Here is a 23,192-nt window from a genome sequence, read left to right as displayed (position 1 = left end):
ACTCATTCCCGTGCCGCCGTCATCCGCATCATGACCAATGTTATCGATGGGAACCCGTATCTTGCTGACGGCTTACGCTATCTGTTCTACTCCAACCCGAACGCCCACCCCACCCAAATGGGCTTCCCCGTACATTGGGCGTCCGATCCGATCTGGGGATAGGTCGATAAACTGCGCAACAGCCGGTTGGCTCACTCCACCGGCGCAGTCTCCACAGCCGCCGGCGCTGCCACCGGCGCGGCCGGCAATACCGGCAGCGGGCTCGTCAGCACGTCCAGCAGCGCGGCGGTTTCCGCGTCCATGGTGCCGTCGAACAGCGTCGGGCGGTACTTGGTCTGGAATACGGCCAGCACGTTGCGCGTCGCCGTGTCGAACACGCCGGTCTGCGGCACGGCGTAGCCGATCTGCGCCAGCGTGCGCTGGAACCAGAACACGTCGGGCAGTTGCTGCTGGTAGCCGGGCAGGCGTGCGGCCACGCGGCTCGGTTCCGGCCAGGTGATCAGGCCTTCGTCGGCCAGGCGTTTCCAAGGGAACAGCGGACCCGGGTCGAGCTTGCGCTGTGGCGCGATCTCGTTGTGGCCGAGGATGTTTTCCGGGCGGATGTTGTGGCGCTTGACGATGTCCTTGAGCAGCAGCACCAGCTGGTCGATCTGGGCCGGCTTGAACGGATACCAGGCGCGGCCCTGCGGCGTGTCCTTGTAGCCGGGGTTGACGATCTCGATGCCGATCGACGCGGCGTTGAGCTGGTTGTAGATCTTCCAGTTGCTGTAGCCGGCGTGGTTCGACTGGCGCGACTCGTCCACCAGGCTGTACACGGTGGGCTGGTCGGCGTCGGTCACCAGGTAGTGCGCGCTGACGTCCTGCGTGGTCAGGATCTTGATCGAACGCGGCAGGTCCGACACCGTGTAGTGGACGATGATGTACTTGACGCGGTCGCTCTGGCCGCGCGCGCTCAGGGTGCGGTCGATGGCCAGCCCGGCGGGCGGCGGGGGCGGCACGGTGGCGCAGCCGGCAAGCGCCAGCAGGGTGGACAGGACGGTCAGCGTTACGATCTTCATTCGGTCATCTCGGGCGGTGGTGGCAGCAACATGCTCATGCGTGGGAGTGTAGTGCAATCCGCGCCGCCGCGTGGTGCGCCGGACCACTTATTTGCTGGAGTGAAAGCTCCGCCGGCAGCGCCGCGCGCATCGCCTGCACGATGGCCGGATGCAGCGTGGCGGCGCGGCCGCTCACGGCAATCGGCCGCGCGCCGTAGCGCCCCACCAGCGCCAGCGCGATACGCGCCAGTTCCTGCCCGGCCTGTTCGAGAATGGCGCGCGCCACCGGATCGCTGTCCGCCGCCTGCGCGACCGCCAGCGCCAGACGGCCAATCGCACCGCGGTCCTGGCCATAGATGAACTGGCGCGAGTATGCCCAGTCGCTGCCGCCCACGTGGTCGAACACCGCGCGCGCCAGCGGCGACTGTTCCCAAGCGCCCGGCTGTTCATCCTCGCGGCGCCAGATGTGGCGCATCGCTTCGCGCGCGATCCAGAAACCGCCACCGCCATCGTCCAGCGTGACGCCGCGGCCACCGGCGCGGTGCAGGCGGCCCTCTTCGTCTATCCACGCCGCGATCGAACCGGTGCCAGCGTACACCAGGTACCCCTCTCCCGGCGCAAAGCTGGCGAGATAGGCGATGTCGATGTCGCTGCGTACCGTCACCACTGCTGGATTAATGCCCAGCGCTTCGGCCAGCAGCAAGGCAGGCGCGGCAGAAGCGCCGTCGAAACCGGTCAGTCCGGCGCAGACGAACGAGGGAATGCCGGCCGCCCGTACCTGCGCGGCCAGTTCGGCCAGCACGGTGCGCACTGCCGCCACGCCAGCGGCAGACGCCATCTGGTTGGCGGAGATGCCGGCCACGAAGCCTTCTGCCATGATAGCTCCAACACCATCGACCAGCGCCCAACGCGTTTGCGTACCGCCAGCGTCGATGCCGAGCGCGGAGAACGGGGCCGGAGCGAAGACTGGTGCTGGTGCCCGCGCTGCTGCAACAGGTGCGGGTACCGGCAGTGCGGCTGGCGCTGGCAATACTGGTGGTGCTTGCGCCATTGCGCTTGCGGTAGCGTTTGGGTCTGCTTCCACCGTCATGCCTGCAGGCTGACAGTCACGCGCACGCTCTCGTTGCCGAGCCGGTCCACCGCGCTCACCACCACCGCCTGGGCGGCGCCGGCAACGGCGTCGTCGGGCAGCAGCAGCACCGTGCGCGACGAGGGTGCCACCGCGAAGCGCCATTCGGCGCCGTAGCGTGACCAGATCGCGTAATGGCTGACCGGCTTGCCGGCGCCGGCAAACAGGCGCAAGCCGGTACCGTTGGCTTCGCGCCGCGCGGTCGCTTTCGGCGCCGTGGGCAGGTCGGAACCGAGCCAGGGCGTGGCCGGCGCCAGCGCCGCGCTCTGATAGGCGCGGGCGCGCAATTGATCGGTGATGCCCTTGCGGTTTTCCATCAGCGGCGCGATGCTGAAATGCACATGGCCACGGGTGCCGGCGCGGGTGCGGGTAACGCCGATCTGCTTGACGATTTCGTCGGGCGCAAACGACTTGGCGCTGTTGTCGATGCGGCTCGTGTACAGGCCCGGCCATACGTGGCGTGCATACGTGTTTTGCGCCAGCCAGTAGTCGAGCAGCACGCCAAACGCCTGCGGCGCCTGCGCCACCGGCCAGTACAGCTGCGGCGCCAGGTAGTCGAGCCAGCCGTTGTTGAGCCACAGTTCGGCGTCGGCATACAGCTTGTCGTACTGGCTGAAACCGACAATGCCGTTGGGCCGGCGGTCGGGCCGGCCGATGCCGAACGGGCTGATGCCAAAGCGCACCCAGCTTTTCTCGCGGTGGATGCCCTTGTACAGCGCCTCGATCAGCGCGTTGACGTTCTGGCGCCGCCAGTGCGGACGGTCGAGCGCACCGCCGCCAAGCAGGTAGCGCTGCCACGACGGCTCGTCCGGGAAATCGAGTTCGCGGCGGGCGCCATTGCCGCCCTCGAGCGCCACGCCCTCGGCGCCGGCAGTATTGGTATTGTCGATCGGGTACGGATAGAAATAATCGTCGATGTGAACGCCATCGATATCATAGCGACGCACCACGTCGAGGATCACGTCCAGCGTGCGCTGGGCGGCGGCCGGCTCGCCCGGGTCCATCCACAGGTAGCGGCCATACGTCTTGACCGCTTCGGGATGGGTAAACGACATGTGGTTGGACGCCAGCGGCGACTTGGCCGTGGCATGGCGCGCGCGGTACGGGTTGAACCACGCGTGCAGTTCCAGTCCGCGTGCATGGGCCTGCTCGATCCAGAATTGCAGCGGATCGTAGGTGGGTGCGCGACCCTGCTGGCCAGTCAGGAACTCCGACCACGGCTCGAGCGCGGACGGGTAGATGGTGTCGGCGCTGGGCCGCACTTGCAGCACGATCGCGTTCAGGTTGAGCAGCTTGCAACGCTCGAGGATGGCGATGGCTTCGGCCTGCTGCTTTTCAGCCGTCAGATTACTGCGGCTGGGCCAGTCGATATTGGCGACGGTCGATATCCAGGCGGCGCGGAACTCGCGCGGCGCTGGCGGCGGCGTGACCAGGCTGGCCGGTGTCGGTGTGACCGGCGGCGGCAGTGCGCCAGGGGCAGCCGGCGCGGCGGGCCCTTCGGGCACCACCGCAGTCGGCGTGCTCGAACATCCCTGCATGATGGCAGCCACGGCGCCGGCCACGCCAGCGGTCAAGGTCAGCCGTTTCTTCGCATTAAATACCAAAACATTCCCCGATCCAATTGAGCGTCGTATTGTAATGCGGTCGCCGCCATTTTCTAGCCCTGCTTCTTACCGAATCCGGGCTTGATTTCCACCAGTGCAGTCATGAAAAACGCGGGCAACGTTGAAATACATGCCCAGATGAAAAAGTTCTGGTAACCGAGCAGGTGTTGCAGCTTGCCGCTGATCATTCCTGGCAGCATCATGCCCAGCGCCATGAAGCCGGTGCAGATCGCGTAGTGGGCAGTCTTGTGTTCGCCGTCGGCCACCATGATCATGTACAGCATGAAGGCGGCAAAGCCGAAGCCGTAGCCAAATTGCTCCACCGCCAGGCAGCCGGCAATCACTTCGATACTGGTGGGCATGGCCGTGGCCAGGTACACGAACACCAGGTCCGGCACGTGCATGATGAACAACATCGGCCAGATCGCCTTTTTCAGGCCGAAGCGGGCGATCACGATGCCACCGGCAATGCCGCCCAGCACCAGCGCCGCCACGCCAATGGTGCCGTACACCAGGCCGAACTCGGACGTGGTCAAGCCCAGCCCGCCCTGCTCGCGCGGATCGAGCAGGAACGGCGCCGCCATCTTGAGCAGCTGCGCCTCACCGAGCCGGTACAGCAGCAGGAAGCCGATGATGGAAACGATGCCCTTCTTGCGGAAAAAACTGCGGAAGGTTTCGATAAAGTCCGTCCACAGCGCGCCGGTCTTGGCCGTGCTGTGGTCGCCCTGCGGGCGCGGCAGCACCAGCTGGTGGTACGCGCACAGCGCCAGGAAAATCGCTGCCGTGATGCCGAACACCACCGACCACGCGTAGGCCGGATCGTTGCTCGACTTGATCAGTTCGCCAGCGAGGTACACCAGCCCGCCCTGCCCGGCAATCATCGCCAGTTTATAAAATGCGCTGCGCACGCCGACAAAGGCGGCCTGCTGGTGCTGCGAAGGCAAGCCCAGCATGTAATAGCCGTCCGAGGCGATGTCGTGCGTGGCGGAGGCAAACGCCATCAGCCATAGCACGGCCAGGCTCAGCGCAAAAAATTGCGGCAAATGCAAGGTAAAGGCGACCGCCGCCAGCGCCGCACTCGACACCAGCTGCATCAGCACGGTCCAGTGGCGCTTGGTGCCAAACAGGTCGACGATGGGCGACCACAGCGGCTTGAGCACCCACGGCAGGTACAGCCACGAGGTATAAAACGCCAGGTCGTCATTGGAGACGCCCAGGTTCTTGTACATCACGGTGGACAGCAGCATCACCGCCACGTAGGGCACAGCCTGGCTGAATGACACGCTGGGCACCCAGGCCCACGGGCTGCGTTGCTGCGTACTGCTTTGATTCATACGATATTCCTCCCGGCGCTAGTGTAAAGGCGGACCTCCGGGGCGGCACCTGTTATTTCTTCATCTGGTGTAACTTCGCGCCGGGCGCAAGCGCGCCATTTGGCGGATAATGCTCGCTTGTCAGACCTGCCCACCGTGCATCCATGTCCAAGAAGTCTTCCGCGCCTACCGGCTGCCCCTGCGGCGGCCCCTCGCTGGCTACCTGCTGCGGCCCGTACATAGACGGGTCCGCCATCGCGCCCACGGCCGAAGCGCTGATGCGCTCGCGCTATACCGCCTATGGCCAGCGCAACGAGCCGTACCTGCTGGCCACCTGGCATGCCAGCACCCGGCCAGCCGAGCCCTTGTTTGGTGCCGAGGAAAAACTGCAATGGCTGGGACTTGAGGTAAAATCTGCTTTACGTTTACGTCAACGTAAAGCAGAAGAGGCAGACCAGGATCGCGATACGGTGGAGTTCGTGGCACGGTTCAAGGTCGGCGGCCGCGCCGAGCGCCTGCACGAGATCAGCAACTTCGTGCGTGAACCTGACGCTATCGGTGGCGCCCTGCGCTGGTTTTACGTTGACGGACATTTTCCGCAATAAACCACACGACGCGTGCGAGACCACGCGCAAAGGAAAACCATGCCGCAGATCGACACCAAGCTCAATCCCCGTAGCGAAGATTTCAAGACCAATATCGCCGCCATGCAGGCGGTGGTGGACGACTTGCGCGCCAAGGTGGCCGCCATCGCCCAGGGCGGCGGCGCCGCTGCCAGCGCCAAACACGTCGCGCGCGGCAAGCTGCTGCCGCGCGACCGCGTGCAAATGCTGCTCGATCCCGGCACGCCGTTCCTCGAACTGTCGCAAATGGCCGCCTACGGCATGTACCAGGATGGCAATGGCGTCGATGCGGCGCCGGCCGCCGGCATCATCACCGGCATCGGCCGCGTGGCCGGCCAGGAATGCGTGATCGTCTGTAACGACGCCACCGTCAAGGGCGGGACGTACTACCCGATCACGGTCAAAAAACACCTGCGCGCGCAGGAAATCGCCGACCAGAACCACCTGCCCTGCATCTACCTGGTCGACTCGGGCGGCGCCAACCTGCCCAACCAGGACGACGTCTTCCCCGACCGCGACCACTTCGGCCGCATCTTTTACAACCAGGCCAACCTGTCGGCCAAGGGCATCCCGCAAATCGCCGTGGTGATGGGGTCGTGCACCGCCGGCGGCGCCTACGTGCCGGCCATGAGCGACGAGTCGATCATCGTCAAGGAGCAAGGCACGATTTTCCTCGGCGGCCCGCCGCTGGTGAAAGCCGCCACCGGTGAAGTGGTCACGGCCGAAGACCTGGGCGGTGGCGATGTCCACACCCGCCTGTCCGGCGTGGCCGACCATCTGGCGCAGAACGATTTGCATGCGCTGTCGCTGGCGCGCACCATCGTCTCCAATCTGAACCGCATCAAGCCACAGCAGGGCGCCATCCGTGCCGTGGTGGAGCCGAAGTACCCGGCCGAAGAACTGTATGGCGTGATTCCGGTGGACACCCGCAAGCCGTTCGATGTGCGCGAAGTGATCGCCCGCATCGTCGATGGCAGCGAGTTCGACGAATTCAAGGCGCGCTTCGGCGCCACGCTGGTATGCGGCTTCGCCCACATTTTCGGCATGAAGGTCGGCATCATCGCCAACAATGGCATCCTGTTCTCGGAATCCGCCGTCAAGGGCGCGCACTTCATCGAGCTGTGCGCGCAGCGCAAGATCCCGCTGGTGTTCCTGCAAAATATCACCGGCTTCATGGTGGGCCGCAAGTACGAAAACGAAGGCATCGCCCGCCACGGCGCCAAGATGGTCACGGCCGTCGCCACCGCTGCCGTGCCCAAGTTCACCGTCATCATCGGCGGCAGTTTTGGCGCCGGCAATTACGGCATGTGCGGCCGCGCCTTTTCGCCGCGCTTCATGTGGATGTGGCCCAATGCGCGCATCTCCGTCATGGGCGGCGACCAGGCGGCCAGCGTGCTGGCCACCGTCAAGCGCGACGGCATCGAGGCCAAGGGTGGCACCTGGTCGGCGGACGAAGAAGCCGCGTTCAAGCAGCCGATCAAGCAGCAGTACGAAGATCAGGGCCACCCGTATTACGCCACCGCGCGCCTGTGGGACGATGGCGTGATCGATCCGGCCGACACCCGCACGGTGCTGGGCCTGGGCTTGTCCGCCGCGCTCAATGCGCCGATCGAAGACACCAAATTCGGTATCTTCCGGATGTAAGGAGCGGCCATGACCTACGACACCCTGACCATCGAACGCGCCAGCCACTTGGCTACGGTCACCCTCAATCGTCCAGACGTGCGCAATGCCTTCAACGAGGCGACCATCGCCGAACTGACGCAGGCTTTCAGCGCGCTGGGCGCCGACGAGTCGGTGCGCGCCATCGTCCTGGCCGCCAACGGCCCGGCCTTTTGCGCCGGCGCCGATTTGAACTGGATGAAGAAAATGGCGGGCTACACCCACGCCGAAAACCACGCCGATGCGCTGCAACTGGCCACCATGCTGCGCACGATCTACGAGTGCCCGCAGCCGGTGGTCGCGCGCGTGCAGGGCGACTGCTACGCTGGCGGCATGGGCCTGGTGGCCGCGTGCGACATCGTCGTGGCAGTGGATGAAGCGCAGTTTTGTCTGAGCGAAGTGAAGCTGGGACTGATCCCGGCCACCATTGCGCCGTACGTGATCAAGGCCATGGGCGAGCAGGCGGCGCGCCGGTACTTTTTGACGGCCGAACGCTTTACGGCCGCCACCGCGCTGCACATCGGCTTTACCCACGAAGTGGTTAGCGGCGCTGCGCTCGACGCCACGGTGGCCGAGATTGTCCAAGCGCTGGTCAACAACAGCCCCGCCGCCGTGCGCCAGGCGAAAACGCTGGTGCGCGAGGTGGCGGGACGCCCGGTCGATGATGCGCTGGTGGACGATACCGCCGCGCGCATCGCCGCCATCCGCGCCTCGGAACAAGGCCGCGAAGGCGTGGCGTCGTTCCTCGAGAAACGCAAGCCGGCCTGGCTAAATTAGGAAATAAACGTATTGGAGTTGTTTTGGAATTGAATAATCAAAGCGAATGGGTCACGCGCAGCCTGCGCAGCGTCTGGCATCCGTGTACCCAGATGCAGCACCACGAAACCGTGCCGCTGATCCCGGTCAAGCGCGGCCAGGGTGCGTGGCTGTACGACCATGAAGGCCGCCGCTACCTCGACGCCATCAGCTCTTGGTGGGTCAACCTGTTCGGCCACGCCAACCCGCGCATCAACGCGGCGTTGAAGGATCAACTCGATACTCTGGAACACGCAATGCTGGCCGGCTTTACCCACGAGCCGGTGATCGAGCTGTCCGAAAAACTGTCGGCATTGACCGGCGGGGTGCTGGGCCACAGTTTCTACGCCAGCGACGGCGCCTCCGCCGTGGAAATCGCCCTCAAGATGAGTTTTCATTCGTGGCGCAACCACGGCAAGACGGCAAAGCAGGAATTCGTCTGCCTCAAGGGCAGCTACCACGGCGAGACCATCGGGGCGCTGGCCGTTACCGACGTCGCGCTGTTCAAGGACGCTTACGGCCCGCTGCTGCGCGCCTCGCAAACCGTGATGTCGCCGGACGCGCGCCAGGCCCGTGACGGCGAAACCGCCGAAGATATGGCCCGCCGCGCCGCCGCCGATGTCGAGCGCCTGTTCCAGGAAAAATCGGAAAAAATCGCCGCCATCATCATCGAACCGCTGGTGCAATGCGCCACCGGCATGGCCATGCACGACCCGCTGTACCTGCAACTGGTGCGCGCGCTGTGCGACCAATACTCGGTGCACCTGATCCTCGACGAAATCGCCGTCGGCTGCGGCCGTACCGGCACCTTCTTCGCCTGCGAGCAGGCCGGCGTGTGGCCCGACTTCGTGTGCCTGTCCAAGGGCATCAGCGGCGGCTATTTGCCGCTGTCGCTGGTGATGACGCGCGCCGAGATCTACCAGGCGTTTTACAGCAATGACGTCACGCGCGGCTTTTTGCACTCGCACTCGTACACCGGCAACCCGCTGGCGTGCCGCGCCGCCCTGGCTACCCTGCAAATCTTCGAGGAAGACGATGTGCTGGCTGCCAACCGCGTCAAGTCGGCCAAGCTGACCGCCGCCCTGCAACCGCTGGCACAACACGCCAGGGTGCGCAACTTCCGCAACCGCGGCATGATCTGGGCGTTCGATGCGATTGACGCCACCCCGGATTTTTCGCGCCGCTTCTTTGCCAAGGCAGTGGAACACGAACTGTTGATGCGCCCCATCGGCGCCACCGTGTACCTGATGCCGCCTTACATCCTGGACGACGAAGAAATCGCCGGCCTGGCCGCCAACACGCTGGCCGTGTTCGACAAAACGATGGCAGGTTGAGATGAAGCTGCTTGCCCAACTCTCGCACCAGCTGCAAGCGCTCGACGAACGCAGCCTGATCCGCCGCCGCCGCACGGTCGATACGCCGTGCGGTCCGCGCGTGACGGTCGATGGCCGCGAACTGCTGGCCTTTTGCAGCAACGACTACCTGGGCCTGGCCAACCACCCGGTGCTGGTCGAGGCGTTGCGCGAAGGCGCCGCGCGCTACGGTGCCGGCAGCGGCGCTTCGCATTTGATCAGCGGCCATGCGCGCCCGCACGCGCTGCTGGAAGACCGCCTGGCCGATTTCGTCGGTGCGCACCTGGAGCAGCCGCGCGCGCTCACCTTCTGCACCGGCTACATGGCCAACCTGGCCATCATCAGTGGCCTGACGGCGGGCGACCGCGATGCCGAGATTTTCTCGGAGTCGCTCAACCACGCCTCGCTGATCGACGGTGCCCGCCTGTCGCGCACCCGCGTGCAGGTGTACCCGCACGCCGACCTGGCCGCGCTGGAGGCCATGCTCAAGGCCAGCAACGCCACCACCCGGCTGGTGGTCACCGACAGCGTGTTCAGCATGGATGGCGACCTGGCGCCGCTGCCGGAACTGCTGGCGCTGTGCGAACAGCACAACGCCTGGCTGGTGGTCGATGATGCCCACGGTTTCGGCATGCTCGGTGCGCGCGGCCACGGCGCCCTCGAACACTTCGACCTGCACTCGCCGTACCTGGTGTACATGGGCACCCTGGGCAAGGCCGCCGGCATCGGTGGCGCCTTTGTGGCCGCCCACGAGACGGTAATCGACACGCTGGTGCAAAAAGCCCGTCCGTATATCTTCACCACCGCCGCGCCGCCGGCCATGGCCCATGCGCTGCTGGCCAGCCTGGATCTGATCGAAGGAGCGGAAGGCGCCAAGCGCCGCGCCCACTTGCAGGCATTGGTGGCACAATTGGACGATGCCCGTACCGGCCTGCAGTTGCAACGCTGGCAACGCCTTCCATCGGCCACCGCGATCCAGCCCATCCTGATCGGCGATAATGCCGAAACCATGCGCGCCGGCGCCGCCCTGTACGAGCAGGGACTCTGGGTAGGCACGATCCGTCCCCCCACCGTGGCGCCGGGTACCGCGCGCCTGCGGGTAACGCTCTGCGCTGGCCATAGCACCACGGAAGTGGCGCAACTGAGCGCCGCGATCAATGCACTGGAAAAGGAATGGACATGAATCTCGACGCCCCCCTGATAGTCGATACCCCGCCGGCGGACGCCGAAGTGACCGGCGCGGTCGTGCTCGACCTGGAGGCCGACGCCACTGACGAGGCCAACGCCCAGACCGCAGCATCGGCCGCCGTGGCGGCAGCCGCCCTGCCGCCACGCTTTTCCTGCTTCGTCACCGGCACCGACACCGAGATCGGCAAGACGCTGATCTCGTCGGCGATGCTGCACGCGCTGGTGCAGGCGGGCGTGCGCGCCTGCGGCATGAAGCCGGTGGCTGCCGGCGCCGAACTGCGCGACGGCGTATGGCACAACGACGACTGCGACCAGTTGGCTGCCGCCGGCAATGTCCACCTGCAGCCATCGATCACCACGCCGTTCCTGCTGCGCGAACCGGCCGCGCCGCACATCGCCGCCGCCCTGGAGGGCGTGGAGATTTCGCCGGTGCCGATCCTGGCCGCCTACGTGGAAATCAACGCCGCGTCCGACGCCGTGGTGGTGGAAGGCGTGGGCGGCTTCCGCGTGCCGCTCAACGACGAATTCGACACCGCCGACCTGGCCGAGCAACTGGATTTGCCGGTGGTGCTGGTGGTGGGCCTGCGCCTGGGCTGCATCAGCCACGCGCTCCTGACGGTCGAAGCGATCGCCGCGCGCGGCCTGGTACTGGCCGGCTGGGTGGCCAACGAGACCCAGGCCGACATGGCCTTTGCCGACGAAAATATCGCCGCACTCGAACAGCGCATCGACGCACCACTGCTGGGCCGCGTGCCGCGCCTGGAACAACCGACCGCGCAAGCTGCCGCCGCTTATCTCGACTTCACGATGCTGCCCGACTGGCCGGCACAGAAAAACACCTGAACCAAACACTTGAACCACGAAGGAAAACCGATGTCCACGAACACTCTCCAAGAACCGAAAGTCGTCGCCCTGCACCGCCCGACCGCCGCCATCACCCTGCCGCCGGCAGCCACCTGGCCGATCGACGACGTGCTGGCACTGTTCGAGCTGCCGTTCAATGACCTGATGTTCCGCGCGCAGCAAACGCACCGCGTCAACTTCCCGGACGGCGACGTCGAACTGGCCACCCTGCTGTCGATCAAGACCGGCGGCTGCGAGGAAGACTGCGGCTACTGCCCGCAGGCAGCGCGCTACGACACCGGCGTCGAAGCGAAGAAAATCCTCGACATCGACACCGTGCTGGCAGCGGCCCAGCAGGCCAAGGACAACGGCGCCACGCGTTTTTGCATGGGGGCCGCCTGGCGCAGCCCGAAAGAGCGCGACATGGACAAGGTCGAAGAGATGGTGCGTGAAGTGAAGGCGCTGGGCCTGGAAACCTGCGCCACCCTCGGCATGCTGGAAGAAAAGCAGGCGCAGCGCCTGAAAGATGCCGGCCTCGATTACTACAACCACAACCTCGATACCGCGCCCGAGTTCTACGACAACGTGATCTCCACCCGCGAATACCAGGACCGTCTCGACACCCTGGGCCACGTACGCGAAGCGGGTTTAAAGGTGTGCTGCGGCGGCATCGTGGGCATGGGCGAAACGCGCCTGCAACGCGCCGGCCTGATCGCCCAGCTGGCCAACCTCAATCCCTATCCCGAATCGGTGCCGGTCAACCACCTGGTGCAGGTGGAGGGTACGCCTTTGTTCGGTATCGATCCGCTCGACCCGCTCGAATTCGTGCGCACCATTGCGGTCGCGCGCATCACCATGCCGAAGGCGCGTGTGCGCCTGTCAGCTGGTCGCCGTCAAATGGGCGAAGCCGTGCAGTCGATGTGCTTCCTGGCTGGCGCCAACTCCATCTTCTATGGCGACAAGCTGCTCACCACCGACAACCCGGAAGCGAACGACGACCGCGAGCTGCTGGCCAAGCTGGGCCTGAAAACCCGTGGCACCGTGCTGGAATCGGCGCCGAAGGAGAAATGCGGCTGCTGATACGCGGCGTGTGAACCAGCGTGACAGCCGGCGCATGCATTACCAAAGCGGTGCCGGTGTTCGACCTCCATAAAAAAACTTCCAGCCACGAGCTGCAAAGAGAGAGACGATGTTTACCAAAATTCTGATCGCCAACCGTGGTGAAATTGCCTGCCGCGTCGCTGCCACTGCGCGCCGCCTGGGCATCAAGACCGTCGCCGTCTATTCGGAGGCGGACGCCAATGCCCTGCACGTCGCCAGCTGCGACGAAGCGATCCTGATCGGACCAGCGCCAGCCAAGGAAAGCTACCTGTGCGGCGACAAGATCATCGCCGCCGCCAGGGAAACCGGTGCCCAGGCGATCCACCCCGGCTACGGCTTCCTGTCCGAGAATGCCGATTTTGCCGAGGCGTGCGCAGCGGCCGGCCTGGTGTTCATCGGCCCGCCGGCGTCCGCCATGCGCGCCATGGGCTCCAAGTCCGCCGCCAAGACGCTGATGGAGCAGGCCGACGTGCCGCTGGTGCCCGGCTACCACGGCGACCAGCAAGACCCCGACTTCCTGCACGCGCAGGCCGACCGCATCGGCTATCCGGTCCTGCTCAAGGCCTCGGCCGGCGGCGGCGGCAAGGGCATGCGCGTGGTGGACAGCTCGGCCCAGTTCAAGGACGCGCTAGCGTCGTGCAAGCGCGAAGCGGTCAGCTCCTTCGGCGACGACCAGGTGCTGGCCGAAAAATACCTGCAACGCCCGCGCCACATCGAAATCCAGGTGTTTGCCGACACCCACGGCAACTGCATCTATCTGTTCGAGCGCGATTGCTCGGTGCAGCGCCGCCACCAGAAAGTGCTGGAAGAAGCGCCCGCGCCGAACCTGCCGCAGGAGCGCCGCGCCGCCATGGGCGAGGCGGCAGTTGCTGCCGCGCGCGCAGTCGGCTACGTGGGCGCCGGCACGGTGGAATTCATCGCCAACCAGGACGGCTCGTTCTATTTCATGGAGATGAACACGCGCCTGCAAGTGGAGCACCCGGTTACCGAAATGATCACCGGCACCGACCTGGTGGAGTGGCAGCTGCGCGTGGCCGCCGGCGAGCCGCTGCCCAAGACGCAGGCCGAACTGGCGATCCACGGCCACGCCATCGAAGCGCGCATCTACGCCGAAAATCCCGATAAAGGATTCCTGCCGTCGATCGGCACCTTGCGCCACCTGGGCACACCGGCCTCGGTGATGTTCGAACTCGGTGGCGACGCCAAGGCGCCAGCCCCGGTGCGCATCGACTCGGGCGTGCGCGCGGGCGACGCCATCTCGCCGTTCTACGACCCCATGATCGCCAAGCTGATCGTATGGGGCGCCAACCGCCAGCAGGCGCTCGCGCGCATGGCGCAGGCGCTGTCGCAATACCAGGTGGTGGGCCTGACCACCAACGTCGCCTTCCTCAAGCGCCTGGTGCAAAGCACGGCGTTTGCCACCGCCGATCTCGATACGGGCCTGATCGAGCGCAATCACGACATCCTGTTTACGGCCGCACCCGAGGCGCCCGCTGCGGCACTGGCCCTGGCCTGCGCCGCGTTGATGGCGTCGGAACAAGGCAAGGCGGCCAGCCAGGGCAACCACCCGGGCGACCCGTGGAGCAGCGCCACCGGCTGGCGCCTGAACCAGCCGTACCTGCGCGCGCTGTCGTTCAGCGACGAATTCGATTACACCGCGCACCTGAGCTACCGCGCCGACGGCTGGCTGTTCAGCGCTGGCGCTGCACCAGACCCACAGGTGCTGCACTTGAGCGCCCACCACGGCGACGACTACGCCATCCGCCTCGGCGAGCAGACCATCCACGGCGTGGTGCGGCGCGACGGCGACGTGCTGCACGTATTTACCGGCGGCGCCCACCACCAGCTGACGTTCCACGATCCGATGGCCCACGCGGGCGAAGCGGAACTCGATACCGGCAGGCTCACCGCGCCGATGCCGGGCAAGGTGGTGGCGGTGCTGGCGGCCAAGGGCCAGCAGGTCAAACGCGGCGAAGCGCTGGTGATCATGGAAGCGATGAAGATGGAGCACACCATCGCCGCGCCGCACGACGGCGTGATCGACGAGATCCTGTACGGCGTGGGCGACCAGGTGGCCGACGGCGCGCCGCTGCTGGCGTTCAAAACGGAATAACACGGGAGCACATCATGCGCATACTTCTGCACCGCGCCGACGGCAGGACCGAGCCGTGGCTCAAGGATTTTTCGAAATACCTGCCCGAGGCGGAATTCGAGATCTGGCATGCCGGCGAAAAAAGCCAGCCGTGCGACTACGCGGTGGTGTGGTCACCGCCCGAAGCCATGCTGCCCGAGCTGGCCCAGGTCAAGGCCATCTTCAACACCGGCGCCGGCGTCGATGCGCTGCTGCGCTATGGCGACGCGATCCCGCGCGAGATTCCCATCATCCGCCTTGGCGACGCCGGCATGGGCCTGCAGATGGCGGAATATGTCACGCACGCGGTGCTGCGGTACTTCCGCCGCTTCGACGACTACGAGCGGCAGGCGCGCGCCGGCATCTGGGCGGCGCTACCGCCGTACAACCGCGAAGACTTCGCCATCGGCGTGCTGGGACTGGGTGCGCTGGGCATGCGCGTGATCGAAGCGCTGGCGCCGTTCGGCTTCCCATTGCGCGGCTGGAGCCGCACCGAGAAGCGCATCGACGGCGTGCAGTGCTACCAGGGCCTCGATGGCCTCGACACCTTCCTGCGCGGCAGCCGGGTACTGGTGTGCATGCTGCCGTTGACGCCCGAAACCAATAACCTGATCGACCGCTCCAACCTGGGCAAGCTGCCGGCCGGCGCGTACGTGATCAACGTGGCGCGCGGCGCCCACATCGCCGAGCCGGAATTGCTGTCGCTGATCAAGTCGGGTCACATTGCCGCTGCCACGCTCGACGTATTCCGCAACGAGCCGCTGCCCGCGCAGCACCCGTTCTGGCAGGAGCCGCGCATTACCATCACGCCGCATGTTTCGGCGCTCACGCTGCGGCGCGAAAGCGTGCAGCAGATCGCCGACAAAATCCGCAATTTCGAAAGCGGACAACCGGTCGCCGACATCGTCGACCGCAACCTGGGATACTGATATGGCCATCTTGCCAAAACAAGTGAAAATCGTCGAAGTGGGACCGCGCGACGGCCTGCAAAACGAAAAGGAAAGCGTACCGGCCGCCGTCAAGACGGAGCTGGTCAACCGCCTGTCCGGCGCCGGTTTCCGCAACATCGAAGCCGCTGCGTTCGTGTCGCCCAAGTGGGTGCCGCAAATGGCCACCAGCGCCGACGTGATGGCCGCCATCGACCGCCGCCCCGGCACCATCTATTCCGCCCTCACGCCCAATATGCAGGGTTTTGACGCGGCATTGGCGGCGCGCGCGGACGAGGTGGTGATTTTCGGCTCGGCCTCCGAGGCCTTCTCGCAAAAGAACATCAACTGCTCGATTGCCGAATCGATCGCCCGCTTCGACAGCGTGGCGCAGGCGGCCAAGCAGCACGGCCTGCGCCTGCGCGGCAGCATCAGCTGCGCGTTCGGCTGCCCGTACCAGGGTGAGGTCTCACCTGATTCGGTGGCCGACGTGGTGCGCCGCATGCGCGACCTCGGTTGCGACGAAATCGACATCGCCGACACCATCGGCGTGGCCACCGCGCGCCAGACCCAAACCGTGATGGAACGCGCCGCGCGCGAGTTTTCCATCGACGCGCTGGCCGGTCACTTCCACGACACCTACGGCCAGGCCCTGGCCAACATCTACGCCAGCCTGGAAGTGGGCATCTCGATCTACCACTCGTCGGTGGCGGGCCTGGGCGGCTGCCCCTACGCCAAGGGCGCCACCGGCAACATCGCCACCGAGGACGTGCTGTATATGATGGAAGGCCTCGGCATCGAGACCGGCATCGACCTCGATATCGTGGCCGATGCGGGCCAGTTCATCTCGCAATTCCTGGGCCGCAAAAGCGCCAGCCGCGCGGGCAATGCGCTGGCAGCGAAGCACGCTGGCTGAGCAACGGAGCGGCGATAGCGGACCGCGCAGCAGGTTTGTCGAGGTTCCCGCTACATCTGCCTGAATTGGCGCGCATAGGCCTCGCTCACCGCCAGTGTTTCGCGCCGGCCGCGCAGGTGGATTTGCAGTCCCGCGCCCTGGCGCTCGATCCGGTCCACCGCCTGCAGGTTGACGATGGCGGCGCGGTGGATCTGGGTGAACTGCGCCGGGTCCAGCTGCGCGGCCAGGTTCTTGAGCGGCACGCGTATCAACGCTTCGCCGCTGGCGGTGACCACGCGCGTGTACTTGTCCTCGGCCTGGAAGTACAGCACCTCCCCCACCGGCAGCAGCCGCACCGACGATCCCGACGACGCCTTGATCCACTTGAGGAATACGGGCGCCGACGCCGGCATGGCCTGGCGCCATATTTCGGAGGCGATGGCCTGCACGCCGTCGCCGCGTGATTTCAATCGCTTGATGGTGTGCAGCAGGCGCGCGGCGTCGAGCGGCTTGACCAGGTAGTCGCAGGCGCCAGCCTCGAACGCATGCAGCGCATGTTCCGCATACGCGGTGACGAACACGATCTGCGCCGACGGCGGCACATGGCGCGCCACCTCGATGCCGTTCAGGCCGGGAATCTGGATGTCGAGGAAGACGATGTCGGGCCGCAGCGATTCGAGCAGCGCCACCGCTTCGATGCCGTTTTCGGCCATGCCGGCAATCTCGAGTTCGGGCCACAGCGCCGCCAGCTGGTCGGCCAGTTCGGCGCGCAACAGCGGTTCGTCTTCGACGATCAGGGCGCGCATCATGCCGCCTCCTGCGGCACCACCAGCATCGCCTGCACGCCGCCGGCTGGCGGCGCTACCACCGTCAGCGAGGCGCGCGCGCCGTACAGCAGTTGCAGGCGTTCGTGGATGTTGGCCAGGCCCACGCCCTGCCCCGGTTCGTCGCACAGGCCGGCGCCGTTGTCGGCCACCGTCACGCGCAAAGCGCCATCGTCAAGCGTGGCGCTGATCACGAGTTCGCCGGGACGGGTGGCGCTTTCCAGGCCATGCTTGATGGCGTTTTCCACCAGCGAGATCAGCATCGCCGGCGGGAACGGCAGCGCGCGCACCGCCTCATCGGCGTCGATACGGAAGCTGAGCCGCTCGCCCATGCGGATGCGCATGATGGCGAGATAATCGCCGGCCAGCGCCAGCTCGCGCCCCAGCGTGGACGACACGCGGCGCATGTCGGGCATGGCGTTGTGCAGGTAGCCGACCAGGTGGTCGAGCATCTGCTTCGCCAGCGCGCTATCGGTGCGCACCAGGTACTTGAGGTTGGCCAGGGTGTTGAACAGGAAGTGCGGCTCCACCTGCGCCTGCAAGGCAGCCAGCTTGGCGTGCAGCGCGGCGCAGGTCAGGTGGCGCAACAGGGTTTGCGCGTGGTAGCGCCATACCAGGCGCGGCTCGTGGGTGATGGACGAAAGCGGGGGGATGAACAATGGCGTCATGCCGGGATTCTACGCCGGCGCCAGGCGCGGCTGCAGCCGGTGCGATGGAGGGCCGGTTTGGGCCGATGAATACGGTCCAACACAGAACCGTCGCCGCAATGGAAAAATCCCACCTGACGTTGCCATCAGGCGGGATTTTAAATTTTGGTCGGAGTACAAGGATTCGAACCTTGGACCCCCTGGTCCCAAACCAGGTGCGCTACCGGGCTGCGCTACACTCCGAAGAAGCAAGATAATACAAGCTGCCGCACCCTCCGTCAAGGGCGTCATAAATATTTATGTCATTTACCGGTGCAAGACACAGGAACTTACATAAAATGCATGCACCTGAACAAAGGACCGGCCATGAGCATAGTGTTGTCGACAGAACCGATGCGTCGCCGCAGCATCGTGCCGGGCATCCTGGTGTCGCTGGCGCTGCATGCGGCGCTGATCTTCGGCTACCGCCTGGCCGCCCCCATGCCGCCCCCGGAACTTTCGCCCAACCGCACCATGACGGTGTGGCTGCTGCCTACGCCTGCGATCACTCCTGGGCCTGCTGCGCCCGCCATTCCAGCGCAGCCGGACGCGGCGCCACGGCTGGCAACCCAGGCGGCCGCCACCCACGAGCGCAGGAACGGGCGCGAACCAGGCGAGCGCAACCAGAACCGCCAGCGACCGCACGACACTGCCGACCGTGACCGCACGCCAGCGGCCATCACTGCCATCACTGCCATTGCGCCGACACCCGCCCCGACCGACACCACCGTGGTGGCCGACACCGCCAAGCCGGCCGGCGCCGATTACGATCCGCTGCGCGCACCGGCGGAACCGAAACCGTTCGATATCGAGGCGGCACGCAAGGCCGCGCGCAAGGTGGCGGTGGAAAAGCCGGCGCCCGGCACCCTGGCCGCGCAGCTGCAAGCGCATCCGCTCTATCCGGAAGATGACCGCAACAAGCTCGAGAAAGACATGGCGCGCGCCGGCCGGCCCGACTGCCTGAAGGGCGGCGGCAACCTGCTGACGCCGTTATTCTGGCTGCTCGACAAGAAAGACCATGGCTGCAAGCTCTGAGCTGCCGTGGTGGTGCCTGCCGCTTACTGTTCCTGCTTGAACGTCAGCGCCAGTTCGTACAAGGCATTTTTCTTCTTGCCCGTGATCTGCGCGGCCAGCCCGGCCGCCTGCTTGACCGACAGCTCGGTCAGCAAGACCTTGAGTATCCGTTCCGCCTCGGCATCGCCGGCCTCGTCCTGCGCAGGCGCGCCGGCCAGCAGCACGACGAACTCGCCCTTTTCGCGGTGGGCGTCGGCACGGATCCAGGCTTCGGCCTCGGACAGCGGGCAGCGGTGGATTTCCTCGAACATCTTGGTCAGTTCGCGCGCGAACACCACTTCGCGCTCCGGCTCGAACACGGCTGCCAGCGCGGTGGCGCAGTCGAGGATGCGGTGCGGCGCTTCGTAAAACACCATGGTGGCGGTTACCGTGCGCAAGGTGGCGAGAAAATTCTCGCGCTGTTTGGCCTTGGCCGGTAAAAAGCCGACAAAATAAAACTGGTCGTTGACCAGGCCGCTGGCCGACAGCGCCGTCACCGCTGCCGAAGCGCCGGGCAGCGGCAGCACGCGCAGGCCGGCCGCGCGCACGGCCTCGACAATGCGCGCACCGGGATCGGAGACGGCCGGTGTGCCGGCGTCGGAGACCAGCGCGATGCGCTCGCCAGCCTGCAGGCGCGCGATCAGGGTCTCGGCCACTTCGCGCTCGTTGTGCTGGTGCGCGGCGATCAGCGGCCGGTGCAGGCCGAAGCGCGTCATCAGTTGCGCGGTGTTGCGGGTGTCCTCGCACGCGACCGCATCGACCAGGCTTAAAACGTGCAATGCGCGCACACTGATGTCGGCGACATTGCCGATGGGGGTCGCCACGACGTACAAGGTTGCGCTAGGATAGGTCTGGTGCGCTGTTTCTTCCAAGACAGGAAGGGCGGAAATGGCGCGGGTAGTATTTTCAGACATATCGTGGTCAGTAAATGGAATGAGGGGGCAGCATGAAAAAAATGAGGTTGTGCGCGGCAGTTGCCGCATTGGCGGCGCTGGCATTGATGAGCGGGTGCGGCTCGTCCGTGCCTATCATTATAAGCCCGCCACCGGCGCCCGCTCCCGTGCCGTTGCCGCCGCCACCGCCGGAACCACCACCGCCGGCAGCGGAAGTGTTCGCCATCGCGATGCCGGGGGCGGCCGCCCAACCCACCCGCGCACCTGATACCGACCAGCTGCGCACCGAGAATGCCACCGGCTACCGGCCGGCGGGCGACGCCGCCATGCCGTCCGGCGCACCGGTGCGCATGGGCTTGATCCTGCCGCTGCGCTCGGAGACCCTGGGCGCCGCCGCCGAAGCGCTGCGCGCCGGCTTCATGGCGGCCTGGGAACGCGACCGCGACAACATCACCATCACCGTGGTGGAAACCGGCGATGTCGCGCAAGACATTTTATCGAGCTACGCCCAGACCCTGGAAGGCGTCGATCTCGTGGTCGGCCCGCTGGCGCGCTCGGCGGTCACTGCGGTGGCGACCAGCCCGCTGGTGACCAAGCCCACCATCGCCCTCAATCACCCGGAAGGTTTCGGCACGGCCAACGCTACCCCGCTGCCGCAGCAAATGCTGGCCATGGGCCTGTCGATCGAGGAAGAAGCGCGCCAGGTGGCGCAATGGGCGGCGGCCGAGCAGCCCGGCGCCAGCGCCATGATCATTACCACCAGCACGCCATGGCAGCGCCGCATCGCGGCAGCGTTTGCCGCCCACTGGCAGCAACTGGGCCAGCAGGTGCGCATGGTGGAACTGAGCGCCCCGAACAATTACCTGAGCGACCCGGAACTGGTGCAACTGCGCGCGCGCCTGCAGCAGGACCCGCCAGGCTTGCTGTTCTCGGCCATGGGCGCCGACCAGACCCGCCAACTGCGCGGCGCGCTGAACAGCGGCCTGGTGCATGAAGCGGACGAGCCGGTGATCAGCACCGCCGACGGTTTGCCGGCCGCGCCTGCCGCACCGATGGCTCCCACCGGCTTTGCCGCCCTGCCGCTGTACGGCACGTCGGCGCTGAACGCCGGCGGCGGCATGAATTCGCCCACCAACGAGCTCGACGGCGTGCGCCTGCTTGACCTGCCATGGCAGGTGCAGCGCGACCATCCGGCGGTGATGGTCTATCCGCACCCGGTACAAGCCGGCACGGCCGACATGGAACGCCTGTACGCGCTGGGCATCGACGCCTACCGCGTGGCGCGCGAAATCAGCCGCAAGCCGGCTGGCCGTTTCAGCATCGACGGTGTCACGGGACGCCTGACGGTGGACTTCGGCCAGGGCCCGGCCCGCTTCGAGCGGGTGGAGCAGCCGGCCGTGTTCCAGCACGGCGTGCCGCAAGCGGTCCAGCAGTAACCAACCATGGCGCCGCCCCGCGCGCCGAGCGGACGGCGCACCGCGCAACAGCAACTGGGCCAGCAAGGTGAAGACCGGGCGCTGGCCTACCTGGTGGCGCAGGGCCTGGTGCCGGTCGAACGCAATTTTCGCTGCAAGGCCGGCGAGATCGACCTGATCATGCGCCACGGCGCCCACCTGGTGTTTGTCGAGGTGCGGCGCCGTGCGGCGAGTGGCTTTGGCGGCGCGGCGGCCAGCGTCACCCATCACAAGCAGCGGCGGCTGGTCCATGCCGCCCAGTACTACCTGCTGCGCCACCGCTCTCCTCCACCGTGCCGCTTCGACCTGGTTGCCCTTGATGGCGATCAGCTGGAGTGGCTGCGCAATATCATTACGCTTTAAGCCCTTCTTCAGCGCAGATGTAAGCATTTTTAAAAGGTCTTGTCCGGGGTTTCGGATGACTGCACTATAATCAGCACACTATGACAAATCAACGCATCCTGGCGCACTTCCACGAAAGTGCCGAACTGAAAATCCAATCGGCCACCGTGCTGGCGCCCCATATCGCCCAAGCCATCGACATGATGTTTGCGGCATTGTCTAACGGCAATAAGATTTTGGTGTGCGGCAACGGTGGCTCGGCTGCCGACGCCCAGCATTTCGCCGCCGAACTGGTGGGGCGCTTCGAACGCGAACGCTTCCCGCTGCCCGCCATTGCGCTCACCACCGACACGTCGATCCTGACCGCAGTGGCCAATGACTACAGCTACCGCGAAATCTTTTCCAAGCAGGTGCAGGCGTTCGGCCAGTCCGGCGACATCCTGCTGGCATTTTCCACGTCCGGCAATTCGGGCAACGTGGTCGCTGCCATCGAAGCGGCGCTCGAGCGCGAAATGCGCATCGTGGCACTGACCGGCAAGGGCGGCGGCGAGATCGGCAAGATGCTGACCGACGCCGACGTCCATATCTGCGTCCCGGCCGACCGTACCGCCCGCATCCAGGAAGTGCACCTGGTCTGCATCCACAGCATTTGCGACGGCATTGATGTCGCCCTATTCGGAGGAGATGTGAATGAGTAATTCCCGCACTATCTGGACTACACTGAAACGCCCGCTTGCCATGAGCGTGCTGTGCCTGGCCACCGCTGCTACCCTGTCCGGTTGCGTGGCGCTGGTTGCCGGCGGCGCCATCACCGGTACCCTGGCCGCTTCCGACCGCCGCACGTTTGGTGCGCAAACCGAGGATACGTCGATCCAGTTCAAGGGTGCGAACAAGCTGCGCAATGTGCTCGGCAGCGATGCCCACGTCAACATCAACAGCTTCAACCGCCGCGTGCTGTTGTCCGGCGAAGTGCCCGACGATGCCGCCAAGGCCACCGCCGAGCGCGAAATGGCGTCGGTCGAAGGCGTGCTGTCGGTGATCAACGAGCTGGAAGTGGCCGGCCCCGCCAGCTACACCTCGCGCTCGAACGACACCATTATCACCGGCAAGGTCAAGGCCAGCCTGGTGGACGCCAAGGATATCTCGGCTAATTCCTATCAGGTGGTGACCGAACGCGGCGTGGTGTTCCTGATGGGCCGCGTGACCCAGCGCGAAGGCCAGATCGGCGCCGATATCGCACGCGGCGTCTCGGGCGTGAGCAAGGTAGTCAAGGTCTTCGAATATATTTCTGAAGACGAGTGGAAATCGTACCAGCCAAAGCCTGGCGCTTCGGCGCAATGA

General features: G+C 65.8%; 22 protein-coding genes and 1 tRNA gene. 15 read left to right on the top strand and 8 right to left on the bottom strand.

Annotation, left to right across the window (positions count from 1 at the left end; all coding sequences use genetic code 11):
- Positions 1 to 191 precede the first annotated feature (191 nt).
- The 4 genes from ASF04_RS14435 to ASF04_RS14420 all read right to left on the bottom strand — a co-directional run bounded on the left by ASF04_RS14435 (position 192) and on the right by ASF04_RS14420 (position 5,104).
- Positions 192 to 1,058 carry an N-acetylmuramoyl-L-alanine amidase gene (locus ASF04_RS14435; protein ID WP_019924164.1) on the bottom strand — a complete coding sequence of 289 codons (867 nt, stop codon included), beginning with the start codon at positions 1,056 to 1,058 and terminating at the stop codon, positions 192 to 194.
- Positions 1,059 to 1,092: 34 nt separating this feature from the next.
- Positions 1,093 to 1,971 (bottom strand): N-acetylglucosamine kinase, encoded by an 879-nt coding sequence (locus ASF04_RS14430; RefSeq protein ID WP_056143217.1) that lies wholly within the window; start codon positions 1,969 to 1,971, stop codon positions 1,093 to 1,095.
- A 152-nt stretch (positions 1,972 to 2,123) separates the two neighbouring features.
- On the bottom strand, positions 2,124 to 3,704 hold the full coding sequence (locus tag ASF04_RS14425) for a glycoside hydrolase family 10 protein (RefSeq protein WP_229205064.1): 1,581 nt from the start codon (positions 3,702 to 3,704) through the stop codon (positions 2,124 to 2,126).
- Positions 3,705 to 3,823: 119 nt separating this feature from the next.
- Positions 3,824 to 5,104: an MFS transporter gene (locus tag ASF04_RS14420; protein WP_019924167.1), complete on the bottom strand. Its 1,281-nt coding sequence runs from the start codon at positions 5,102 to 5,104 to the stop codon at positions 3,824 to 3,826.
- 143 nt (positions 5,105 to 5,247) lie between these two features.
- Between ASF04_RS14420 and ASF04_RS14415 the strand changes: the two genes are divergently transcribed.
- The 10 genes from ASF04_RS14415 to ASF04_RS14370 all read left to right on the top strand — a co-directional run bounded on the left by ASF04_RS14415 (position 5,248) and on the right by ASF04_RS14370 (position 16,620).
- Positions 5,248 to 5,688, top strand: coding sequence for a YchJ family protein (locus ASF04_RS14415; protein WP_056142867.1), 441 nt, complete (start codon positions 5,248 to 5,250; stop codon positions 5,686 to 5,688).
- A gap of 39 nt (positions 5,689 to 5,727) precedes the next feature.
- Complete coding sequence (locus ASF04_RS14410) at positions 5,728 to 7,350, top strand: carboxyl transferase domain-containing protein (RefSeq protein ID WP_056142859.1); 1,623 nt, start codon at positions 5,728 to 5,730, stop codon at positions 7,348 to 7,350.
- A 9-nt stretch (positions 7,351 to 7,359) separates the two neighbouring features.
- The gene (locus ASF04_RS14405) at positions 7,360 to 8,145 is read left to right on the top strand and encodes an enoyl-CoA hydratase/isomerase family protein (RefSeq protein WP_056142856.1); all 786 of its coding nucleotides are present in this window, start codon (positions 7,360 to 7,362) and stop codon (positions 8,143 to 8,145) included.
- A gap of 23 nt (positions 8,146 to 8,168) precedes the next feature.
- Positions 8,169 to 9,497 (top strand): adenosylmethionine--8-amino-7-oxononanoate transaminase, encoded by a 1,329-nt coding sequence (gene bioA / locus ASF04_RS14400; RefSeq protein ID WP_056142854.1) that lies wholly within the window; start codon positions 8,169 to 8,171, stop codon positions 9,495 to 9,497.
- 1 nt (position 9,498) lies between these two features.
- The gene (bioF, locus tag ASF04_RS14395; protein ID WP_056142851.1) at positions 9,499 to 10,698 is read left to right on the top strand and encodes an 8-amino-7-oxononanoate synthase; all 1,200 of its coding nucleotides are present in this window, start codon (positions 9,499 to 9,501) and stop codon (positions 10,696 to 10,698) included.
- A complete protein-coding gene (gene bioD, locus ASF04_RS14390) occupies positions 10,689 to 11,546 on the top strand; it encodes a dethiobiotin synthase (protein WP_156368652.1) in 858 nt (285 codons plus the stop codon). The genes bioF and bioD overlap by 10 nt, the downstream gene beginning before the upstream one ends.
- Before the next feature lie 30 nt (positions 11,547 to 11,576).
- Entirely contained in the window at positions 11,577 to 12,626 is a 1,050-nt protein-coding gene (gene bioB / locus ASF04_RS14385) for a biotin synthase BioB (RefSeq protein ID WP_056142848.1), read from the top strand.
- Positions 12,627 to 12,735: 109 nt separating this feature from the next.
- Complete coding sequence (locus ASF04_RS14380) at positions 12,736 to 14,760, top strand: acetyl/propionyl/methylcrotonyl-CoA carboxylase subunit alpha (protein WP_056142845.1); 2,025 nt, start codon at positions 12,736 to 12,738, stop codon at positions 14,758 to 14,760.
- Between the two features lie 14 nt (positions 14,761 to 14,774).
- A complete protein-coding gene (locus ASF04_RS14375; protein ID WP_056142842.1) occupies positions 14,775 to 15,707 on the top strand; it encodes a glyoxylate/hydroxypyruvate reductase A in 933 nt (310 codons plus the stop codon).
- Between the two features lies 1 nt (position 15,708).
- Positions 15,709 to 16,620, top strand: coding sequence for a hydroxymethylglutaryl-CoA lyase (locus tag ASF04_RS14370; protein WP_056142839.1), 912 nt, complete (start codon positions 15,709 to 15,711; stop codon positions 16,618 to 16,620).
- 50 nt (positions 16,621 to 16,670) lie between these two features.
- Here ASF04_RS14370 and ASF04_RS14365 read toward each other — a convergent pair whose 3' ends face one another.
- The 3 genes from ASF04_RS14365 to ASF04_RS14355 form a co-directional block, all read right to left on the bottom strand.
- Positions 16,671 to 17,408 carry a LytTR family DNA-binding domain-containing protein gene (locus tag ASF04_RS14365; protein WP_056142835.1) on the bottom strand — a complete coding sequence of 246 codons (738 nt, stop codon included), beginning with the start codon at positions 17,406 to 17,408 and terminating at the stop codon, positions 16,671 to 16,673.
- Positions 17,405 to 18,091: a sensor histidine kinase gene (locus ASF04_RS14360; RefSeq protein WP_056142832.1), complete on the bottom strand. Its 687-nt coding sequence runs from the start codon at positions 18,089 to 18,091 to the stop codon at positions 17,405 to 17,407. Before ASF04_RS14360 ends, ASF04_RS14365 begins: the two co-directional genes overlap by 4 nt.
- A 145-nt stretch (positions 18,092 to 18,236) precedes the next feature.
- Positions 18,237 to 18,313, bottom strand: a tRNA-Pro gene (locus tag ASF04_RS14355).
- A gap of 123 nt (positions 18,314 to 18,436) precedes the next feature.
- On the opposite strand from ASF04_RS14355, the gene ASF04_RS14350 reads away from it, so the two are divergent.
- A complete protein-coding gene (locus ASF04_RS14350) occupies positions 18,437 to 19,144 on the top strand; it encodes a hypothetical protein (RefSeq protein WP_156368651.1) in 708 nt (235 codons plus the stop codon).
- Positions 19,145 to 19,167: 23 nt separating this feature from the next.
- Here the strand turns inward: ASF04_RS14350 and rsmI are convergent, their stop codons facing one another.
- Positions 19,168 to 20,076: a 16S rRNA (cytidine(1402)-2'-O)-methyltransferase gene (rsmI, locus tag ASF04_RS14345; protein ID WP_056142826.1), complete on the bottom strand. Its 909-nt coding sequence runs from the start codon at positions 20,074 to 20,076 to the stop codon at positions 19,168 to 19,170.
- A 107-nt stretch (positions 20,077 to 20,183) separates the two neighbouring features.
- Between rsmI and ASF04_RS14340 the strand changes: the two genes are divergently transcribed.
- From ASF04_RS14340 to ASF04_RS14325, 4 genes are all read left to right on the top strand, one after another.
- Complete coding sequence (locus ASF04_RS14340; protein WP_229205057.1) at positions 20,184 to 21,491, top strand: penicillin-binding protein activator; 1,308 nt, start codon at positions 20,184 to 20,186, stop codon at positions 21,489 to 21,491.
- A gap of 6 nt (positions 21,492 to 21,497) precedes the next feature.
- The gene (locus tag ASF04_RS14335; RefSeq protein ID WP_056142823.1) at positions 21,498 to 21,872 is read left to right on the top strand and encodes a YraN family protein; all 375 of its coding nucleotides are present in this window, start codon (positions 21,498 to 21,500) and stop codon (positions 21,870 to 21,872) included.
- A gap of 80 nt (positions 21,873 to 21,952) precedes the next feature.
- Positions 21,953 to 22,549, top strand: a complete 597-nt coding sequence (locus ASF04_RS14330; protein ID WP_019924185.1) for a phosphoheptose isomerase — start codon at positions 21,953 to 21,955, stop codon at positions 22,547 to 22,549.
- Positions 22,542 to 23,192, top strand: coding sequence for a BON domain-containing protein (locus ASF04_RS14325; protein WP_056142822.1), 651 nt, complete (start codon positions 22,542 to 22,544; stop codon positions 23,190 to 23,192). The genes ASF04_RS14330 and ASF04_RS14325 overlap by 8 nt, the downstream gene beginning before the upstream one ends.

The organism is Duganella sp. Leaf61 (assembly GCF_001421905.1).
In the GTDB taxonomy this organism is placed as follows: Bacteria; Pseudomonadota; Gammaproteobacteria; order Burkholderiales; family Burkholderiaceae_D; genus Rugamonas; species Rugamonas zoogloeoides.
This window is presented reverse-complemented; position numbering and strand designations above follow the sequence as displayed.